Here is a 21,662-nt window from a genome sequence, read left to right as displayed (position 1 = left end):
TTTAAGAATAAGCCACTAGCATACCTGAGTGAATTTAACGCGCCAGTAATTTCGTTTTTATTTCGCTGTAACGCTGCTGCTCACATAAGCCAAAGCCGCTGAGTTGACGCACTTTGTTACGCGCAAATAACGGTACGCTCATACCCGCTAAAAAGCGACATTGGGTTTCAATACCTACATTGCTTATGCCTTTACTGGCGAGGTGAGTAAGTAACTCATCAACCTTTTGATAAATTACAGCATCGTCAGCAAAGCGATGCTCCAACGAATACTCAAGTGTTACGGCTTGGCCTCGACATACCGAGCAATGGCCGCATTGCTGCGGTGCTTGGTTGTCATCAAAATAACGAGCAAGGTTATAGCTCAAACATGTTTTAAGCTCGAAAAAGCGAATAAGTGCCGCAATACGCTTAATTTCAGCTTGCTCTTTATCAACAAAGTAATCGTGTAATTGCGGTGCTAATTCAGGATTATTAATAACATCGCTATGGACTTGATAAACTTGAGTAATACGTTTGGTTTCAAGGGCTATCAGGTTTTTCTCAGCTAAATAATCAAGGGCTGCAACAACCCGTTTGCGATCCACTTGAGCACCTTGCGTTAGACTATCAAAATTTAATGTACCCCATACTTTTTTAAATTGCGTATGGCTGAAGATTAAGTTTAAAAACTCTTGGCGAGCAGCATCAAAGTGATTTAGCAGCGTGGCTTTATCTTCTAAAAATTTATATTTAAAATCTGCGTAATAAGCATATAGCGGCGTTATTGCACCTTGCATTTCCAACTGTACGAGTAAGGTTTTCAGCGCTAATTGGCGGATATTACTGTCGCTCGAGAGACTGTATTCTTGCATCTCCCAGTGCTGTTGTTGATCGTGATGTTGGCGAATGTCATTTATAACATGCTCAATACCGCTAAGTTCTGGAGTATCGCCGTAAACAAAGTTTTCAACCGTGTTTAAGCCATCTAAATTAGCCAACGTAAAGCATTGTGAAGGCTGCCCGTCACGCCCAGCACGGCCAATTTCTTGGCTGTAGTTTTCAATCGATTTTGGTAAATCATAATGAATAACAAAGCGAATATCTGATTTATCAATCCCCATTCCAAACGCAATAGTGGCAACAACTACATTAATTTTACCCGCCATAAAGTCATCTTGAATACCATAACGCAAGGTGTCTTCAAGCCCTGCATGATAAGCCACAGCGTGTAAGCCTTGGCGACTAAGCGCTTCAGCGACTTGCTCAGCGGTATGCTGTAAGGTCACATAAACAATACCAGGCCCTTGTTGCTCACGTACAATATTAGCAAGTGTTTCGCTCTTATCAGCACTTTTTACACTCAATACCGACAAATCTAAATTACTACGATAAAACCCTGTTTGCACAATACATTCTGGGGCAATTGCAAACCGTTCGCTCATATCGCGTTTAACTTTTTTAGTCGCGGTTGCAGTTAACAGCAACACTAATGGAATATTAAGTTCTTCTCGGTAGCGGGGCAGCTTTAAATAATCAGGCCTAAAGTTATGACCCCATTCAGAAATACAGTGCGCTTCATCAATCACCAACATAGAAATAGCAATTTGATTAATAAATTCACGAAACCGTTCGTTTTTAAAACGCTCTACCGACACCATTAAAATTTTTACTTTACCAGCACGCACATCGCCCATCACTGTATGACTTTGCTCTGCTGTTTGGCTTGAATCTAAACTTGCCGCATAAATCCCTTTGTCATTTAAAAAGCTGATTTGATCTTTCATCAAAGCCAATAATGGCGAAACGACTAAAGTTAAATTAGGTAAATGTAAGGCAGTCAGCTGATAACATAACGACTTACCAGAGCCAGTAGGAAAAATAGCAAGTGATGACTGGTTATTTAACAGCTGCTCAATGGTCTGTTGCTGGCCTTGACGAAATTGTTTAAAATCAAAGTGCTGCTCAAGCGAGGAAAGTAGCGTTGCGCTCATAATATTCCCTTTATTAAAATTCCCTAATAAAGGAAATCATAGTTTGAAAATTCAATATTCGCCATGGTAACTTTTTTTTAGTTTAGTTTCTTGGCTTATCTAGTTGTTCCCATTAATTTTACTGACAAATCAATTAAAAAGGCGCATTATTAAAGCGTTGCTTGAAAAGGTGTTTTAATGCTTTTTTCTGCTCAATACCTAAGTGTTCTCTGCCTTTGTAACGTCATTAGAGCATTTAAGTATAATTCTTTTGAGGGCAACGTAATGATAACTACACATCCTAAAATCGTCATCATCGGTGGTGGCGCAGGCGGCTTAGAGCTAGCAACGCAATTAGGACATAAACTAGGAAAGAAAAAACAAGCAGATATTCTACTCATAGATAAAAATCGCACTCACATTTGGAAGCCGTTACTTCATGAAGTAGCAACGGGCTCTATTGATGCCGATTTAGACGGTGTAGTTTACTCAGCCCATGCTGCAAAGCACCATTATAACTTTCAGCTGGGTACTTTCTGCGACCTCGATAACACTAATAAAACCATTACCTTAAGTGCATTAAATGATGAATTGGGTCATCAAATTTTGCCAGAGCGTACCGTTCACTATGACTACCTAGTCATCGCCATTGGCAGCGTCAGTAACGATTTCAACACTCCAGGTATTAAAGAGCATTGTTTTTATCTTGATTCAAATCAACAGGCTGAACGCTTTCAACACGCGCTACTCGATAATTTTACTCGCCTACATCAAGACGACGACCCACAGCATGCATTAAATATTGCCATTGTTGGTGGTGGCGCAACGGGAGTCGAGCTTTCGGCTGAACTTTACCATGTATCCGATCTATTAAAACTGTACGGTCTTACCAATATGTCGGCTAAACGCTTACATATTCATTTAATTGAAGCAGGCCCACGAATACTGCCTGCCCTACCAGATAGAATTGCTAATTCAGCAAAACGCGAACTGTTAAAGTTAGGTGTAACCGTGCGTGAAAATACCCAAGTTAAACAAGCCACTGAACAAGGTTTTATCACCAAAGATGATGAACAGATAAACGCCGATATTATGGTCTGGGCAGCAGGTGTTAAAGCCCCCGACTTTGTTAAGGAGCTAGGAATTTTTGAACTCACTCGTAATAACCAAATAATGGTCAATGATTACTTACAAAGTAACTGTGACGAGCGAATTTATGTGCTGGGTGATTGCTGCGCCTTTACCCAACAAGACGGCAAGCTCGTACCACCGCGCGCGCAATCAGCTCACCAAATGGCACAATGTGTTGAAAAAAACCTAATCGCGACGTTACGCCAACAGCCACTGCGCGGATTTGAATATAACGACCATGGCTCATTAGTTAACTTATCGCGCTACAGTACCGTAGGCAGTTTAATGGGTAACCTCACCAGCAATAGTTTTTTTATTGAAGGGCGGATCGCTCGGTTTATGTATATTTCACTGTATAGAATGCACCAACGCGCTATTCATGGCAGCGCAAAAACCTTTGCGTTGTGGATCAGCGAGAAAGTACTACGGGTGGTAAGACCTAAAATGAAGCTACATTAGACTTGTTATTAGTAAGTGAAGCCGCGGCTTCACTTACCTAAAGTTATTTATCGAAAATTGACAACAACTTAGACTTTCCGCAATATACTTATAATTAGTATTATAATAAACAATGGATTAAATTGAATGAAAAAGGGCATTTTCATAATCGTTGCAATAATTTGTTGCGCTACCTATTTGTTTATTACACAAACAAGTGCTCCAAATGAGCAATCTAGTAATGATGATAGCGCGAACCTAAAAAGCGAAGTCCTACCGCAAATCAATGAAAGTCAATCTGATAACGCATCCCCTATAGAAAAAGTACTCAAGCTTGAAAATGCAGTGCAGCAATGCCAAAAACGCCCAAATAACTTTGACGCGCAAGTAAATGAGATTCATCAAATACTCATAAAAGCATTAAAAACAGAGTTAGCAAATGGCACATCTATTCAAACACTCCTAAGTTACTCCGATTTATATCAAACATTTTATAGCTCTTATGACGATTTATTACGTAAGGCAATCATTAGTGAGCGAAGAACTAATTATGATTTTGCACAATCAGCAGCCATTTTAGCTAAGTGGCAGGGTCTTGAAGTACTTGAAGGCTTTAATAAAGAAAAAATAGCAATGATAGTAGAGCAAATGAATACCCTTAAAAATGCTCCTGGACTAAGTATAAATATTTCATTAGCCGATAATATAAAAAAAGAAAGCCTTTACGCGCTACTTGATAATACCGACAATTTCACAACTTACTTTGAGAGTCCTTTGCACGTGCAGGGTAGCCCCGCTATTTCACCATCAATTTTATTTACTTTAAATGCCGAAAAGTTATCACTTACTGAATTTGAACAGGCAATTAGCACAAATAATTTCACTGTTAATGAAGTTGCTCTGGCGATTGAGCAAGAGATAGAAAATGACTATATTCTTGCCTTGCTAAATCAGGTTTCATCTGTCAACGATATGCCTATTTATAGCCATTTAACTAACACGGTCTTTTTTAATTTAGCCGATTTAGCAGTAAGTAAATTTAATTTACCCATCTTAAAAGCACTTAGTAATTTAGCTGTTACGCCAACTAACCAACAAGGTTTATTAACGCCTCTAGATATTGCAATTGCAAGCTTACCAAAAAGTGGCAACCTCACTTTAGGCGAATTAAATAAAAATCACACAGATATGTTAGATCATTTAATCGCCAATGGTTACAAAGTACACGGTGGCTTTGAAAACCATGACGACATGGGTAAAGGACTGTTCTTACACAGCTCTTTTAATACGACACAAGGGATCTATATCCAACAAAATACAAATTTTGATGGGTACCAATATTTCAGCCAATTCCCCGTTGTAAAACAAAACATGTTGGCCAAATTATCCGAAACTGATAACTCTGCGATTGCTAATGCATTAATGGAAGTAAAACAAGCTAAAGCCGCCTTAAACAAACACTCTGAACAATGCCAACAGTTAACAAACGAACTTCTTGCAGCTAAAGAGCTAAAAACCACTCGTCAAGGCTACAAAGAAGTGCGATTAATAAAACAACAATACGGTAGTGACTTTGAACATGTATTACAAAACATTGATCCCGTTTTAGTTAACTATTGGTGGAATAGCTTAAGATTTTCTCTTGAAACAGGCCCTGCAAATGAAAACGATAGTCAGTTCATCGCGGCTTTAGCTAACCAAGAACTCCAAAAAGCATATGAATATAGCCTTGCCAACCCTTTGAGCCAAGGAGAAACTGATTACCTGTTCAAGCAACTAACCTGAGCCCCTAATGATTTAATTGCAATCTGGAATAATCGTGTGTTAGCTAAACAACCTACAACGCTAATAGTGCTGCAAAGAATACCGCTTAAGCAATGGCAGCAACTTGCAAACGCAGGCTTTGATTTTTCGCTGACAGATATCTATGGCAACGATGCTTATTTAACTGCAGCCTCAATTTCAAGCGATGCAGTAAAGTTTTTAATTGATAAAAATATTCCTACAGACTCGCAAAAGCTTGGTGTAGATACACTCGATTTAGCATTAGAACAAAGCTATAAAAACGCTTCAGTTAGCACATTATTGCCACTGGCTTTAAAGTTGATTAAAAAATCATTTTGCACGCATGGCTCGATTAAGAACGTTTTATCCTGATATTTATAATCAAATCATTACTGAAAATCCAGCGCTAAAACCAGCCAAAGATACTGAGTTAAATCACTATTTATTTAAATACCATTAGGGCCATGTCAACGGACGCATTCGCAGCATCAATAAATCATTACTTTTAATATTGTCTTCAAATTTTAATATTTCCCCTGTAAATTAGGAGAAACCAACTAAAAGGAATGATGCTATGACGGCTAAAACGCTGATTTTCAACTTTGATGGTACCGGCAGTGAGCCCCGTGATGCTGAGCAGTTCAGTTCTGCACATTTTAAAGAAGACGCCAGTATCTCTAATATTCTCAAGCTACACTTACTATTTGGCGGTAGCTTAAATTTAGCACCCACTACCGTGTTTAGCTCTCAACTTAGCTTTTATTATCAAGGAATTGGCACTAAGGGAAGTCGTTTAAAGCGATTACTTAATCAAACCTTAGCCCCACGCGATGATGACGTAGCCAGTATTTTAAAGCATGCGATCAACGATTTTAAGCAACACTACCAGCTAGGTGATACAGTATTACTTACAGGTTTTAGTCGCGGCGCGGCACTTGCGAGGCGTTTTGCAAAGTGCTTAGAACCACTAATAAGTAATAGTATCTATTTATGTGTATTTGATACCGTTGCATCCATTGGTTTATCCAAGGTTACCAAGGCCACCCGTGGCGCTGAGCACGTTATTTTTGAAAACCATACTTTAGCCACGAATATTGACCAAGCCTTGCATTGTGTCGCATTAGATGAAAAACGCCGTGCATTTGAACCCACACTTATCAACTACCAAAACAATGCACAAGAAGTGTGGTTTGCAGGGGCTCACTCTGATATTGGCGGTGGTTATTATCGAGATGGCTTAGCCGATATCTGCTTACGTTTTGCAATGGAATGGTTACTGGAGCAGCCCCTCTCTCTTGCTTTTTTAACAAGCCAAGCAATTGATTATTCATCGCTATTTCCTGGAGGTCACAACAGCGTAATTGCGCAAGATGATATGACCATCACTCCTGATCCATTAGCATTAAGTCATCAACAAAATTACTTTTGGTTTAATCCTTTATTTAAATTAATTGATCGAGAATGCACAGTATTAGTCGATGATGAGCAAAGTAAATTGCTGCCAACTATCCACCACAGTGTTGCTACCCGTATTAATAAATTGACCAGCTATCGCCCAGAGTCAATTAAAAATCTTGCTTACCAACTGCTATATGCCGACCAAAGCACGCTTGAGTTTAATGGCTTATCTGCGCATATCGCGCTACAAAACCAAAATATGTCGGTGCTGCAAATTGGTCAAAACCAAGACGTATTGGTCTATGCCTCAGAACAATACAATGCGACAGGGCTGATGCTAGAGCAAGGCGCAACTTATCGGTTTAGCCCTTACCCCGAGCAACTTTGGTATGACGATGGCGTAAAGTGCGGACCGCAAGGCTGGCATCGAGACAACCTGCAACTAGGGGTTAAAGAGATCCCGATGGCTTTACTTGAACCGTTTAGGCGCCTACCTCATGCCAACTGGTTTGCCTTAATCGGTGCTATCGCCCAAAGTGATAATGATGCATTTGAAATTGCTGATGGCGGCGACTTTAAAATGACCCATTCAGGTGAGTTCACACCATTTGCAAATGATTTAATGCGTTTTTACGGGGCAAACGCTGGGCGAATAAAAATTAATGTAACTCGACTTGGGTAATTAGTAGGCCGTATAAACGGCCTACTAAAAGCATATCATTTTGTTGCAAGATCTGCTTCAGCTTGTGCAAGCATCGCAAACTCTTCATCTGCACTGTGCGCAACTAAGTGCCTGTTACTGTAAGCAAAATAATAAATAGCGCCAATCAAAAATAGCACCACTGTAAATAAAAACGCCCTAGGGTCAAATGCATACACGCCTGTTAATGCCACCAAGGATAAAATCAGTGCCACCGATGAGGTGACCACACCACCGGGAGTTTTATAAGGGCGGACGAGTTCAGGTTGTTTGATGCGCAACAAAATATGGCTTAACGCCATTAACGCATAGGAAACCGTTGCTCCCACCACAGCCATTGCTAACATTAAATCACCTTCGCCACTTAACGATGCTATAAAACCAAACACTCCCGGTACAATCAATGCTCGCGCTGGCACTTTTCGTGCTGTGGTAACTGACAAGTTTTTTGGAAAATATCCAGCTCTTGAAAGTGCAAATACAAGGCGACTATACCCATAAATAATCGAAAAGAACGATGCCACTAATCCCGCTAAACCAAGTATATTGACTAGGGTCGCCAAGTTTGGATTATCTGTTGCATTTAGGGCATCAACTAACGGCACCGCACTTGCTCCCATTGCACTGGCGCCAGCCGCTGCGGGGATCAATACGACAACTAACAACGCGGTAAATAATAAAAACAGCATGGCACCGATGATCCCTTTTGGTACATCTTTGCCAGGATCTTTTGCTTCTTCTGCCGCAAGCGGTACACCTTCAACCGCCAAAAATAACCACATTGCAAATGGTAAAGCAGCCCACACGCCATACCAACCACGGCAAGATCATTATAAATTGAACTTATAGAATATGTAGTGATCAGATCAAGGCATAATAATCACCTTGGTCACGTAAAATATGAGCGCTACTTTTCTGAAACACTTTAATTCAATTACCGATCCTCGCATTGAACGCTGTAAAAAGCATGAGCTTATCGATATTCTCCTTTTAGCCATTAGTGCAGTAATCTCCGGTGCACAAGGATGGGAGGATATTGAAGATTTTGGGCATCTAAAACTTGATTGGTTAAAAAGATATGGCGCTTTCAACGCGGGTATTCCAAGACACGACACCATAGCCCGTGTCATTTGTCGGTTAAAATCAGATGAAATAGAGCATGCATTTCAATCTTGGATATCTTCACTTATTGAAACCACGGGTGCTGATATTATTGCTATGGATGGAAAAACTGCACGTCGTTCATTTACAACCAAAGATAGAAAAAGTGCTTTACATACCGTCAGTGCATGGAGCTGCCAACACCAGTTAGTTTTAGGGCAAACAGCCGTTGATAGCAAAACAAATGAAATCACAGCCATACCTGAGTTACTCACCATGCTAGATATTGAAAATAGCATCATTACACTTGATGCTATGGGCTGCCAGCAAGAAATAGCGAAACAAATAATTAAACAAAAAGCTGATTATATCCTAGCGCTCAAAGGTAACCATTCAGGTATGCAGAGTGAATTAGAAGCTTGGTGGCACAAGAGTGAGCGCGAAGGATTGACCAATAGCAACTATGATAAACATACCGAAATAAGCTCAGGGCATGGGCGCATTGAAACAAGGGTTTGTCAGCAATTGCTTATTGATAAAAGCTGGTTAGATAAAATCTACCAATGGTCTGGCTTAAAGAGTGTTATTCAAGTAACCGCTGAGGTTCACGATAAATCATCAGGTACAGACACGATAGAAACGCGTTGGTATATTAGTTCGTTAGCGTTAGGTGCGGAGCAAGCACTTAATGCGGTACGAAGCCACTGGCAGGTTGAAAGTATGCATTGGATGTTGGATATGAACTTTAGGGAAGATGAATCAAGAATCCGTAAGAAGCAAGGACCCCTTGTTTTTAACGTAATGAGAAAAATAGCCATGGCGTTATTTAAACAAGATACAACTAAAACAGCCAGTATGGCGAGAAAAAAGAAAATGGCAGGGCTAGACGATGATTATCGCTCAACCCTGTTAGAATCTGGGATTAAAATGCGCTAGCCGTGGGATCATGATCAAATCATCATAAATCAGTGATCCTATTTGGCCTTTGATTCGTTACAATAGGCCAATAATTATATTTTCCATAACTGGTTATTTTTCTTTAGGAGCAGTGTGTGTCGCGATTTTCAGCCGTTACTGATAACCCTCATGATCAGCGTTTCCATCAAAAAACTGGCGTTTTACTGACCAACTTAGGGAGTCCAGATGCACCCACAGCAAAGGCATTACGTATTTACTTGAGAGAATTTTTATCCGATCCGCGCATCGTTGAGATCCCCCGATTAGTTTGGATGATCATTTTGCATGGCATTATTTTGCGAGTACGCCCTCAGCGCTCGGCAAAATTGTACCAAAGCATTTGGACCGAAAATGGCTCGCCATTAACCCATATTACCCGCTTACAACGAGACAAACTCGCCGCTCAGTTAAAAAGCCAAGGTTATGAAAATACCGAAGTGGTGATGGCGATGCGCTACGGTAACCCCTCTATTGAAGCAGGCTTAGAAGAATTACGCGACAAAGGCTTTACCCGTATTGTAGTGCTCCCCTTGTATCCTCAGTATTCAAGCCCGACTACTGGCTCGACCTTTGATGCAGTAGCAAAAGTACTGCGAAAATGGCGCTGGGTACCAGAGCTACACTTTATAAATGGCTATCATAAAAACACCACATACATAGAATCTTTAGCCAATAGCATTAGTGAAGACTTACAAACTAATGGGATGCCACAAAAATTAGTGTTTTCATATCATGGTATGCCGAAACTGTTTTTAGAACGTGGCGACCCATATTATTGCTTATGCCTGCAAACCACCCGTTTAGTGGTCGAAAAACTTGGCCTTGATAAAGACTTAGTTGTCAGTACCTTTCAAAGCCGCTTTGGTAAAGCCGAGTGGTTAAAACCCTACACAGATGCAACCCTTGAGAGCTTGCCTGGTGAAGGTATTAAAGATGTGGCTATTATCAGCCCTGCATTTAGCGCCGATTGCCTTGAAACACTTGAAGAATTAGAAAGTGAAAACCGTGAAATTTTTGAACATGCCGGCGGCGAAAAATACCGTTATATTGCAGCGCTTAATGACCGCGACGATCATATTAACGCGTTATTTGATGTGTTAAAACCAATACTGTAAATATCTGCTTTAAGCGGTCGGAACGTAATCAAGCGCGATGTAAACCAACACCATTTAATTAAACACCATAACACATACGCTTAACACCAGTAATATTTAGAGAAACAAACTTACGCTCCATTAACTTTCTAGGCAATGTATTCATAATTTAAAAAGTACGATTTGATAACTCTCATTTCGCATCTATGCCCATACTTACTCAACCGGATTAAGTTCTGGTGAGTAAGGGGCCAACGGTATCACCGAAACATTTTGAATACCTTCATCAACATTATCCATTTGCCAGCTTGCGCGATTAACAATGATCACAGCATGCCGTCAACATGGTATAGCGTCTGAAATAAGTTTTAGTATATGAGAACACTTTATCTAGGCGCTTTGTAATGAACATATTGAAACAGGACTAATGCGAGGCTCTCAAGTCAACATAACAAAATCAAAAAAGACAGTCTGGAGTGATGATTATCGGGCGAGAACATTCTTTGGATTATAAATTAATCAAAGTATGCTCACGCCTGATAACTTCTTAGACTTGTAGAGAGTCCGAGGATAAATTAAGGTTTCAATTTTAAATTATACCTAATAAATTTGAAGATTGGTTGATTTTCATTCTTTATAAGAAAAAATTAAATTATCTAGTTCTTTCCAAACATCAAATATCAAAGGGCAATCATAAATTATTGCATTTTCTGGCTGACGTAATTTCCGAGGGAATAATAAATTAGCATTAATTAATTCTTTAATAGCGCTTTGAGATGTATAAAAGTTCCATCCAAAGTGTTTGAATAATCCCAATTCACATACAATTGGCTGAGACCACAAATGACCGATCAAAATTTGAGCATCTTTAGATATTGGTCTCAAACTAATTATTCTGAAGATTTCACTTTGCCCAACTTCTAATATTTCATGAAGCTTTTTCATCAAATTATTACCCCACAACAGGCTTTTGTTCCAAAAATCGTGTAAATTATTAGACAAACCTTCTTCTTCCAGTGTTGAATTAATTGCATTAATATATTCCCCATATTCTTCATGGATCCGATATAAAATAGGGTGAATTATATCTCCGTACTTTTTTTCTAATAGAACATGCAGAAATAATCTTGCCACACGACCGTTTCCATCAGTAAAAGGATGTATACTTAGCAATTGATTATGCCCTATAATTGCGATTACCTCTTCTGCCAAACTAGAACAGTTAACGAAAGCTAACCAATCATTAATTAACTCATCAAGATACTCTGGTGGAGGAGGCACATGAAGAGCTTTATTCGGAGTATCCCCTCCGATCCAGTTTTGCATTTCACGAATACTACCTGACTTTATATTTTCAGATGCAACTAATTTATTTGCATCTAATAATGTTTCAATAGATATTGTGGAAGTTGAACTAAATATTTTTTTCGCATTTTCATAATTATTCATTTGCGCTACTAGATCAACAGCTTCAGGATCTAAATATCCTATGTGGCTCGTCACTAAAGCTAAACGCTTGCGCGATAAAGAACGTGACTCTTTCAGACTTCTATTCCCAGCTAGATATCGATTTAAAAAAGTATTTAAACAGAACTCACCATATTTTGATCGCTTAAAATCATTTAGCTGGAAATTCGCCTTAATATTTATTTTTCTATCTACTAAGGATAAAGGTATCACGCACTTTATTTCTACTTTTTTACCATTTACATTTTGACTACATGTAATTACATTCATTTTAAATATCTCAAATATTTATAATTTCCTTATTATAACTATATATCGGTATAGCAATAAAATTTATTTAACTAAAATGGGTAATTTTATACTGACAACTTACCAATCCTATGTATAATGCGCCGACTGAAATTAGGTGACTGTGTAGTCTAATCTTTAGTTGGTAATATTAAAATTAATATATAGGGAAATCAGGTGTCAATAATTAAAAAAACTACAAAAGTCGCAATTTCAATTGCATTAGTAATGGGAAATATAACTCCCCCATCAGATAATTATTATGAAGATGACCATGATTTCGATTTAGTATCAAACGAGTTGAAATCAGGTTGGGGTTGGGGCTTTAATAAGGCCTTTGCATGGTGTCATGATCAAGCAACGTCTTCTCAAGAGTGCTATGTCGTCACGGGCAAGAGACCAAGGGATACTGTATTTAGGGATACTAGTGAATTCGTTAAAGATGAACCTATTAGAACGCAAGGTGGTAGTGGTGGTAGTGGTTCAAAAGCTAATCCATCAAACAATGAAAAGGCTGAAAAGCGCCGTAAGTGTGAGCTTAAGGCTGACGTAATTTTTTCTAAGTGCGAAGCTAAACAATTAGTTGACTTTTCAATGAGTCTAAAAGATGAATGCAAACCTCTAATTGCATCCTCTATTGGAATTGGTGTAGGAAAAATATCTGGTGGACTTACATATGATCCGTATGGACGCTGTATAAACGAAATTGCATCTATTCGTGACGCATCTATTGGCACATGTAAAGTCTTTCTGGCGACCCAGAAACTCCAATGTTAATGACAAACTTATATTTACAATAAGTTCATAAATTAATTGGGGGCTTTTACATTTTGCCCTCAAGCTATAATCATATATAATTTATTTCGCAAAAAATTACGAAATTGCTATGCTCCTATTAATGTTCACGTGTGATTTTTAGACGAAGCTAAAAACCTCTTTACTTTAAGATAGGACCTAAAAAGATTGATAAAAAGATAATTAATTGAAAGTGCTTTTGAAAGATTTCTTTTTTATAGCCACACTAAACTATAAGTTAAAATCTCAATTTGAGAACATACTAGCACTGGCGTGTTAGGTAATTTGATTACCAATGCGAAAGATCTACAGCCCCTAAACATAAAGTGGATATTATGTATAAAAAAGCCCTCCCCCTTCTTGCATTAGCTGTGTCAATCATATTGTACAGATACTATGCTGCAGATACGGTACAGTTAGAAAACAATTCAGTAGCTAAAATTAGAGATCTTGAGAAAATTAAACCCAGTGAAAAGCTTGATCATGTAAACACCTCTACAATAAAAACCGAGGCGAAAGTACCTAAAATTGAAAAATCTTCCCAAGCAATAATTCAAATAAAATCGACCAAACTCTCTTACGAAGATAATTGGTGTATTCCCCTTGAGGATTTGAGCGAAAAGGATAAAAAATTAGCTAAAATTGATAGTCAAGCATGGTATTTAAAGCAAGGACTCGCTCTTAGCTATGACAATAGTATTCAAAGAGACAACTATCCTTTGAATAATAGCTATATAGAAGCTTATCAAGAAATGGACTCAAAAGAATTGCTAACCCTAGCTGATAACAATGACGTTTTAGCTATGACTATGATATTACAAAAATATAATGACTTTGACTCTGTAAAGAGTAAAGAAATCGCTAAAAAATTAATCGTCATGGATGCTACTGCACTAAGTCTACAAACTTTAGTTATTGAAGAGCTTGTCACTGCTGAACATAATTTAAAATATAATAAGAAGGTAACAGGTGAAGTAAAAAAACGCCTTATAGATGCATTAGTCTATGTTTCATATGGCTTAGAAAGACTCGATACTTCCGCTCTAGCGAATTATCTAAGACTTACTAAAGAGTTACCATTTTTTCAAGGTGAATTTCATCCTTCAAATATTTTAGATAATGACGATGTCGATATAATTGCTGCTGAATTATCTAAACTTAAATATACTATTGATAAGGAAAGGGCAAAAAATTACTTAGATCCTATATCTGAAGTAGATATTCCAAAAATAGCTACTCATACATTTAATACTGATTTAGCACAATTATATAGTCAGTATGATATTGAAATTACTATGATGCCAATATTAAAGAAAATTACGAATAATAGAATGAAAAAAAATAGCTGTATAAATCATCAAATAGAGTTTTATAATGAACTTAAACGCTTTCAAAGGTAGCAGTATTTTATAAATGGCTACCATAAAAACACCACATACATAGAATCTTTAGCCAATAGCATTAGTGAAGACTTACAAACTAATGGGATGCCACAAAAATTAGTGTTTTCATATCATGGTATGCCGAAACTGTTTTTAGAACGTGGCGACCCATATTATTGCTTATGCCTGCAAACCACCCGTTTAGTGGTCGAAAAACTTGGCCTTGATAAAGACTTAGTTGTCAGTACCTTTCAAAGCCGCTTTGGTAAAGCCGAGTGGTTAAAACCCTACACAGATGCAACCCTTGAGAGCTTGCCTGGTGAAGGTATTAAAGATGTGGCTATTATCAGCCCTGCATTTAGCGCCGATTGCCTTGAAACACTTGAAGAATTAGAAAGTGAAAACCGTGAAATTTTTGAACATGCCGGCGGCGAAAAATACCGTTATATTGCAGCGCTTAATGACCGCGACGATCATATTAACGCACTAATCGATGTGCTTAAACCAATGCTTTAAAACCCCTGAGTAGGCGCATTTTAGTGCCTACTCAAAATTTAATATTACCGCGCAATGCTTTGGTATTGCCGTGCTTGGTTTTTTTATCCATGCGTTTACGCTGCGAACTACGACTGGGCTTAGTCGCGCGGCGTGCTCTTTGCACTTTAGTGGCAGACACAATCAGCTCTTTTAAACGCGCCAGCGCATCTTCTCTATTTAATTCTTGAGTACGATGACTTTGCGCTTTAAGCACAATCACCCCGTCTTTAGTAATACGACTATCATTAAGTGCGAGTAAACGTTCTTTATAAAATTCTGGGAGTTTTGAGCGATTAATATCAAAGCGCAGGTGTATTGCACTGGCTACTTTATTAACGTTTTGCCCACCAGCCCCTTGTGCACGAATAGCAGTTAGTTCAACTTCCCACTCATCAATTGTTACAGCGTTTGAAATAGTTAACATTAGGTTCAGTTACATTTGGCAAAAATGCATTATAGCATTTGCTGCATAGAGACCAAAATCAACTAATATTAATAGCGGTAAAGCTATATTTAGTTTTTAATGCGCAATAGGAAATAACAAAGGATCTAACTATGAAAAAATTATTATTATCAATCAGCTTATTAGCAATGAGCTTTTCAAGCCTAGCTGCAGACATTACTGAAAGTGAGCTGCAAGGCTACATGAAAGCACTGCCAGCAGTAGTTGACTGGTCGCAAAATCAAGATGCATTAAAAAGTATGGACTTAGGTAGCATGCTAGGGGGCTCAGAAGGCGGTACTAGTCTAAGGGATCCCCAGAAATAATCATTAAGTTTCAATTACATCACTCACATCCATATTTTTCCAATCGAGTTGCACTACCACCTGTACGAAATAGCCTAGTCCTGCCAAATAATCTCGCCGTCGCAGTTTAATGGACTGTTTTTTGAAGTATCGCAGCCCAACAAATGCCCATGACACTACTCGTCTTTTTTTGGTTGAATTAGCTTGAAAAGCGCCTGTCTTTCCTGCTTTGTCTATCACTGCCCCCAGCATCATTGAGAACCAATGAGCCAGTGTGGCAAGCAGCAACAGTATGTCTAATCGATAGAGTTTGTTTGTCCTGTGCAGATCTGAGCCTAAGCCGAACCTAACACTTTTTTGATCTCGAAATCCTGCTTCTATCTGCATTCTCATACCATATAATTTGAGTACTTTTTCGAGAAAGTGGTGCCTCTTTGGAAGAGAAGAAACGAGTAGCCAAGGCTCCTTATAACCACGTTTTTTATCTCTTTTTAATAACTTATGTCCCTTGCCAACCAGCACTGCATGAGTTTGATATTTTGCACTTTTGGTCAACTCGGTCGCGCCAAGATACTGGCTCTTACGTTGATTGCTCTTGAATAGTGACTGGCATGGAACAAACTCATCGCTGCCCTGCGTTTTCAAATGTGCCGTACCTCGAACACGGCTAATATAATGCCAGCCATTGTTTCGCACGGCTTTGAGCCAAGGAACTTTAAAGCCCGCATCCGTCACAATTACGGGCCGGCAGTCACCCGGCAAAATCAGTTTGAGCATCTTTAAGAACCGTTTTTGAACTTTTGGGCAATGATACTGAAAACTGAATGCACTTTCCTGATACAGGGTCAAAGAACGACCTTCACTGGCAATGCTGGCACGCAGAATACAGTATTTGGTTTGTGTATCTGCATGACTCCAATCAACCAAAATGACGGGATGCTTTTCAGTGACCACAAAACGGCTTAAGCGAACATAAACCGATGTCGACTCACGCAAAAGCTCGTGGTTATTGAGTAGTCGATCAATACGTTTAATATCATGTTTTTCAGTTGTTTTTGAATCCAAATTGCGACCAATAGATGTCAAGGTGCATTGCTGACAGTGCAAAAGAGATTTAACGGCAGCGACTAGAGTATTAAATCTGGCTTTATGAATAGAGTTAGGGGTGACAGCGCGGAGCATATTGTGCAAAATAGTAGACGCATTCATGGTGTTTAGTTCTGTTGTTTTTAAGCGATTCATAAGATCACAAAACACCATGAATGTTCCCTCACTACCCATATTTTTTAACACTATTAGTTCATTGATATATAAAGGCTAATTTTGGGGATACTTTAGGGTACTAGTGCAATGGCTTTAGGTGCACTTGGTATGATCAAAGATAACGATTTATACAAAGAATTTGCCGCATTAACTAATCAATATGGTTTTACACCTGAGCAACTTATTTCTGTAGGTTCTGAAGTATCAATGGCTTACCTTGAAAACCTTAAGGGCAATTTATCGCCAGAGAATAAAGAAAAAGTAAATCAACTAATGGGTGGTTTACAAAGTATGGGTGGCTCGCAAAACAACAGTGCTAGCTCAATGTTAGGTTCAGTTGCTAACTCTGCGAATGCTGCCAGTGCAGATACGCCGGTTGTTAGCGAAAACAATGTAAACCTCGTGAAAGAATATATGCCGCAACTGCAAAAACTCTTTGCAATGGTGCAATAAGTTTTTTGTAAACACTTATTAAGCGACCTTTTGGTCGCTTTTTTTATTGGTTGTAACTAACACTACTGAAATTTATACTGACTGCAATTATTAGCGGCTTTAATTATTGATTTTATGTCATTTAACACTTTGCCACCCGCCACAACTGACGAACAACAAAAACAACTGTGTGTATTACTTGCAATTGTAATTAGCGGTGCCTCGAGCGGCTATGATAATTCGATCCAGCAAGTGACTAAACGCCTTTATAACAACATTAAAACAGGCTATTCATTTTCTAAAACAGAAGTCGCCAAGTTCACCAAACAACTTGAAGCACAAGATTTCATTTGGCAATACCCGTTTGGGGATCGCTTTCGTATTTCAATCAATGCCATCGCTTTTATAATCGTTAATGTCACTAAACACCCTAACTTGCTGAATGCCTTTGCGACAGAGGCAGTAAAAAGTTGTTTTTATTACGATAACAATGTTGCTTTTTTACAATGCTTATTTGATCACATTAGCCGTACCCAAAATGGTAAACCACAATTACTCAAGGACTTATCACAAGCGATTGATTTTAATTATATTAACTCACTCGCACAGTCACAGTATAGCAGCCAAGTGTGGCACTGTTTACCCCAGCAGTGGCAACAACTGTGTTTAGAAAACTTTATTCGCGGGCAGTTTTTTAATCTTACTGCCACTCCAGCCTGGCCGACACTAATCAACCAAGCAAACCCAGCACTTACAAGACATACACGCATTTACCTCAATGAAAACTTAGCCGTTTTACTGCAAAATAACAACTACGCACAGTTGCTTGATGACAAACGCGATGCTGTTTTAGCCACCTTTTTTGAGGCAAATACCAACACCATAAAAGGTGAGTCTATTGATGTCGCACTCATACAATATAAAAGCGCGTTAACCGCGTACAGAAAACAATTTGGCAAAGGAATTTACCCAGGCGAACTGAGTGGATTACTCTATACAGTATGTTTATTTATCAGCGGCAGACCTGCCGATGTAAAGCAGCTTAATACCTGTCAAAAATGGTATAAGAAAAATTTCGGCGAGTTCAGCCATGCCAACCAAGCGATTGTTCACCTACTCGAAGATGACTTAGCAAGCTGTGAGAAGCATCGTTTATATAACGATTTATATCGTTATATAAATAACCCAAATGCATTGGCGCCGCTATTTTGCTTATTGCTGGCAATCATTAAAAACGCCACCGATGAACAAGTAAATCACCTAAGAGGTGATACTGAGTTATTAACTCAACTTAAAACAGCCGCTAGCCAACAGCAACATTGGTTAGCAGAGCAATGTTCGCACCTCGTTAATTGGCTTAGCGATGACATACCATTACCCAGCACTGGTTTACTACAGCACTTTACCCGCGTGCCACACTGGCAACGTTGGCTTAATGAAATTAGCCAAATAGACACCGCCACGGCAACGCAAAGAGTAATTTGGCAACTCGATGTCACTCATCTAGATTTACCGATTATTCAAGCCAAAGTGCAGCAACTCAACGCCAAGGGCGAATGGACCAAAGGCCGTAAAATTAACGCCCATGAACTGAGTTACAGCCAATATGAAGACGCCCTAACCAGTGCCGATCGTCTATTCATTCAGGTGCTCAACAGTCATGCAGGGTTTGGTTACAATGAAATCCATGCAACTGGTGCAGTGTTACAAGCTCTAATCGGATTTAAAGGGCTGGAAGATCACAACGCCCAGCCAATTAGCCTAATTAAAGGCGAGTTTGTTATTGAAATTGCACAAGACATAAATGATTGCTACCGCTTAGTGATGCAACCGAGTATTAGCGATATTGATTGTGATTTTTTACTTTTACACAGCCATGCTCATTGTTATCAAGTGTTCACTATTGATGATAAACAGCTCAAGCTACTGCAATTACTTGAACAGCAACCCAATAACCTTACCGAAGAACGATTGCCACAACTCAACGCCGCATTACAAGTACTGGCCAACGAGCACCATATTAGTAGCCAACGTAGCGAGTTTGCCGAGGTTAATAACGTACGCCAAGGGCTCTGCGACATTGCCGCAGTGATTGCGCTGACTCAATTAGGCATTAATGTTAACTTTTACAGCATGCCTATTGGCGTTGACGGCCCTTGGCTTGAGCCCGGTATTGGTGCGTTAACCTTAGCGCACAGTATAGATGAACAAACCGACAGCATTGTAATCAAGCGCGATTTAAAAGCAGAACAGAAAGCCCTACAGAAACTACTAACAGGTATGGCGGGTGTATTTGCAGATAAACAAGCGCCGCACTATAACAAGTCACTGCAACAATTTTACTTACCAGAAGATATCAGCCAAGCTATAGAGCTACTCGAAACAGCACAGCAACAACAGTCCTTGGTACTAAGCTGGGATGAAAGCAGCCAAGGCATGCAAGTGGCGAAGAGCAAGCACCTGTCACTGAACCTCAATGACGATAATGACTGGTTAAGTGTCAGTGGCAATATCTCACTACCCAGCGGCCAAGTATACGAATTACAAACGCTACTCAAAGCACCTCGACGCGGTAGCATTCTAGAGTTTTCAGAAGGTAATTCGTTGTTATTGGATCAGCGTTTAACTAACTTGTTAAATCGTTTAGAAGGTATGCAAAACCTTGATAAACACAACCCTACTGATGAGCTAAGGATTGCCAATGCGCGCGCCCTGCCATTGCACAAAACGATTGCCGACTTAGGTGATGTCACATTTGGTGAAAGCTGGCAAACTCGTTTAGCTAAGTTTAACCAAACAGTCGAGCCAACTTTACCTGCACATTTAATCAATGTGCTGCGTGATTACCAAATAGTAGGCGTGAACTGGTTCATGCAATTGGCTAACTGGGGGCTCAATGCCTGCTTAGCCGATGACATGGGACTGGGCAAAACGCTGCAAACTTTAACTGTCCTACAAATGCGCAGTAATTTAGGCGCCAGTTTAGTGGTGGCACCAAAATCAGTGTGTCATAACTGGCGAGTCGAAACCGAGCGATTTGCAGCTAGTTTGAACGTAAAAATTATTGAAAACGCTGCGACATGCGCTGAAGTACTCGCCAATGCGGGCAAACACGATTTAGTGATTGTCAGTTATGGTTTACTGCCGCTGATTGGCGAGCAGCTCTGTCAATTTAGTTTTGCCAATATTGTCTTTGACGAAGCACAAGCAATTAAAAATCCTTTGAGCTTACGGGCAAAAGCCGCGTTTGCACTCAATGGGCAATTTAAAATAGCACTGTCGGGCACGCCGATTGAAAATCACTTAGGTGAACTGTGGAGTTTATTTAACTTTTTAATGCCGGGTTTTTTACACACCCTGCCGGTATTTAAAAAGCGCTTTGGCAATGCCGATAAAAATCAGCAGCAAGCCGACACCCTAAAAACCTTAATTGCACCGTTTATCCTGCGTCGTACTAAGCAAACTGTGTTAACTGAATTACCAGAAAAAACCGAAATAAACTTAACCTTTGCGCTCAGTGATAAAGAGCAAGCACTCTACGAAGCAACTCGCTTAAATGCGCTTGAGCAAGCGTCACAGGATGACAGTCAATACATCACTATCTTAGCTTCATTAACTAAATTACGCCGCGCCTGTATTGCTCCGCAGTTGTTACTGGAAAATAGTAAGTTACCATCCAGTAAACTCGACACCGCCGAAGCCATTATTGAAGAATTACTAGAGAACAACCACCAAGCGCTGATCTTCAGCCAATTTGTTGATGTATTAAAACTGCTTGAGCAACGTTTGCAAAAACGCGGTATCAATTACTGTTATCTGGATGGCAGTATGAGCAGCAACAAACGCAAACAACAGGTTGATAAATTTCAAGCAGGCAACGCGCCGCTGTTTTTGATCAGTCTAAAAGCCGGTGGGACTGGGCTTAATTTAACCGCAGCCGATTATGTCGTGCATTTAGATCCATGGTGGAACCCAGCGGTTGAACAACAAGCATCTGATAGAGCACATCGTCTCGGGCAAACGCGCCCCGTCACTGTGTACAGGCTAATTGCACAAAACACCATTGAAGAAAAAATTCTACAATTGCATGAACATAAACAAGCATTAGCAGATAAAGTATTAGCGGGCAGTGGTGATGCGGGGCAAATGTCTAAAGACCAATTATTGGCCTTGTTAAATAACAATGATTGGTAATG

15 protein-coding genes and 2 pseudogenes are annotated in these 21,662 nt (G+C 39.4%); 12 read left to right on the top strand and 5 right to left on the bottom strand.

The features are described 5' to 3' along the window. Window positions 1–34: 34 nt before the first annotated feature. On the bottom strand, window positions 35–1,972 hold the full coding sequence (locus NDQ71_RS22765; protein WP_301562807.1) for an ATP-dependent DNA helicase RecQ: 1,938 nt from the start codon (window positions 1,970–1,972) through the stop codon (window positions 35–37). A gap of 264 nt (window positions 1,973–2,236) precedes the next feature. Here NDQ71_RS22765 and NDQ71_RS22760 point away from each other — a divergent pair, with 264 nt between their 5' ends. From NDQ71_RS22760 to NDQ71_RS22745, 4 genes are all read left to right on the top strand, one after another. Beyond that, window positions 2,237–3,541, top strand: coding sequence for an NAD(P)/FAD-dependent oxidoreductase (locus tag NDQ71_RS22760; RefSeq protein WP_301562806.1), 1,305 nt, complete (start codon window positions 2,237–2,239; stop codon window positions 3,539–3,541). A gap of 126 nt (window positions 3,542–3,667) precedes the next feature. Next, window positions 3,668–5,305, top strand: a complete 1,638-nt coding sequence (locus tag NDQ71_RS22755; RefSeq protein WP_301562805.1) for a cupric reductase — start codon at window positions 3,668–3,670, stop codon at window positions 5,303–5,305. Window positions 5,306–5,341: 36 nt separating this feature from the next. After that, window positions 5,342–5,677 carry a hypothetical protein gene (locus tag NDQ71_RS22750; RefSeq protein WP_192543090.1) on the top strand — a complete coding sequence of 112 codons (336 nt, stop codon included), beginning with the start codon at window positions 5,342–5,344 and terminating at the stop codon, window positions 5,675–5,677. Window positions 5,678–5,879: 202 nt separating this feature from the next. Continuing rightward, on the top strand, window positions 5,880–7,385 hold the full coding sequence (locus tag NDQ71_RS22745; protein WP_192543091.1) for a DUF2235 domain-containing protein: 1,506 nt from the start codon (window positions 5,880–5,882) through the stop codon (window positions 7,383–7,385). Window positions 7,386–7,420: 35 nt separating this feature from the next. Here NDQ71_RS22745 and NDQ71_RS22740 read toward each other — a convergent pair. After that, window positions 7,421–8,221: pseudogene (locus NDQ71_RS22740) on the bottom strand (amino acid permease); the annotation flags it as partial. 82 nt (window positions 8,222–8,303) lie between these two features. Between NDQ71_RS22740 and NDQ71_RS22735 the strand changes: the two are divergent. Together NDQ71_RS22735 and hemH (NDQ71_RS22730) are read left to right on the top strand one after the other, a co-directional pair. Then, on the top strand, window positions 8,304–9,440 hold the full coding sequence (locus tag NDQ71_RS22735) for an ISAs1 family transposase (protein ID WP_024602346.1): 1,137 nt from the start codon (window positions 8,304–8,306) through the stop codon (window positions 9,438–9,440). A 116-nt stretch (window positions 9,441–9,556) separates the two neighbouring features. Next, on the top strand, window positions 9,557–10,576 hold the full coding sequence (gene hemH / locus NDQ71_RS22730; protein ID WP_301562804.1) for a ferrochelatase: 1,020 nt from the start codon (window positions 9,557–9,559) through the stop codon (window positions 10,574–10,576). 606 nt (window positions 10,577–11,182) lie between these two features. Here hemH (NDQ71_RS22730) and NDQ71_RS22725 read toward each other — a convergent pair. Then, window positions 11,183–12,292, bottom strand: a complete 1,110-nt coding sequence (locus tag NDQ71_RS22725) for a Fic family protein (protein ID WP_192542627.1) — start codon at window positions 12,290–12,292, stop codon at window positions 11,183–11,185. A 195-nt stretch (window positions 12,293–12,487) separates the two neighbouring features. On the opposite strand from NDQ71_RS22725, the gene NDQ71_RS22720 reads away from it, so the two are divergent. The 3 genes and pseudogenes from NDQ71_RS22720 to hemH (NDQ71_RS22710) form a co-directional block, all read left to right on the top strand. After that, window positions 12,488–13,087: a hypothetical protein gene (locus NDQ71_RS22720; RefSeq protein WP_192542626.1), complete on the top strand. Its 600-nt coding sequence runs from the start codon at window positions 12,488–12,490 to the stop codon at window positions 13,085–13,087. A 353-nt stretch (window positions 13,088–13,440) separates the two neighbouring features. Further along, entirely contained in the window at window positions 13,441–14,505 is a 1,065-nt protein-coding gene (locus NDQ71_RS22715; RefSeq protein WP_192542625.1) for a hypothetical protein, read from the top strand. Between the two features lie 3 nt (window positions 14,506–14,508). Then, window positions 14,509–15,003: pseudogene (hemH, locus tag NDQ71_RS22710) on the top strand (ferrochelatase); the annotation flags it as partial. Between the two features lie 31 nt (window positions 15,004–15,034). Here hemH (NDQ71_RS22710) and arfB read toward each other — a convergent pair. Further along, window positions 15,035–15,448 (bottom strand): alternative ribosome rescue aminoacyl-tRNA hydrolase ArfB, encoded by a 414-nt coding sequence (gene arfB / locus NDQ71_RS22705; protein WP_301562803.1) that lies wholly within the window; start codon window positions 15,446–15,448, stop codon window positions 15,035–15,037. A 131-nt stretch (window positions 15,449–15,579) separates the two neighbouring features. Between arfB and NDQ71_RS22700 the strand changes: the two genes are divergently transcribed. Beyond that, window positions 15,580–15,792, top strand: coding sequence for a hypothetical protein (locus NDQ71_RS22700; protein ID WP_301562802.1), 213 nt, complete (start codon window positions 15,580–15,582; stop codon window positions 15,790–15,792). Between the two features lie 3 nt (window positions 15,793–15,795). Here the strand turns inward: NDQ71_RS22700 and NDQ71_RS22695 are convergent, their stop codons facing one another. Further along, window positions 15,796–17,013, bottom strand: a complete 1,218-nt coding sequence (locus NDQ71_RS22695; RefSeq protein ID WP_301563103.1) for an IS4 family transposase — start codon at window positions 17,011–17,013, stop codon at window positions 15,796–15,798. A 108-nt stretch (window positions 17,014–17,121) separates the two neighbouring features. Between NDQ71_RS22695 and NDQ71_RS22690 the strand changes: the two genes are divergently transcribed. Both NDQ71_RS22690 and NDQ71_RS22685 read left to right on the top strand, forming a co-directional pair. After that, entirely contained in the window at window positions 17,122–17,487 is a 366-nt protein-coding gene (locus NDQ71_RS22690) for a hypothetical protein (protein WP_301562801.1), read from the top strand. A 114-nt stretch (window positions 17,488–17,601) separates the two neighbouring features. Next, on the top strand, window positions 17,602–21,660 hold the full coding sequence (locus tag NDQ71_RS22685) for a DEAD/DEAH box helicase (RefSeq protein ID WP_301562800.1): 4,059 nt from the start codon (window positions 17,602–17,604) through the stop codon (window positions 21,658–21,660). The last annotated feature ends 2 nt before the right edge of the window (window positions 21,661–21,662 follow it).

Source organism: Pseudoalteromonas sp. KG3, assembly GCF_030436385.1.
In the GTDB taxonomy this organism is placed as follows: Bacteria; Pseudomonadota; Gammaproteobacteria; order Enterobacterales; family Alteromonadaceae; genus Pseudoalteromonas; species Pseudoalteromonas prydzensis.
Note: the sequence above shows the minus strand (reverse complement) of the source record. Positions and strands in the feature narration are given on the sequence as shown.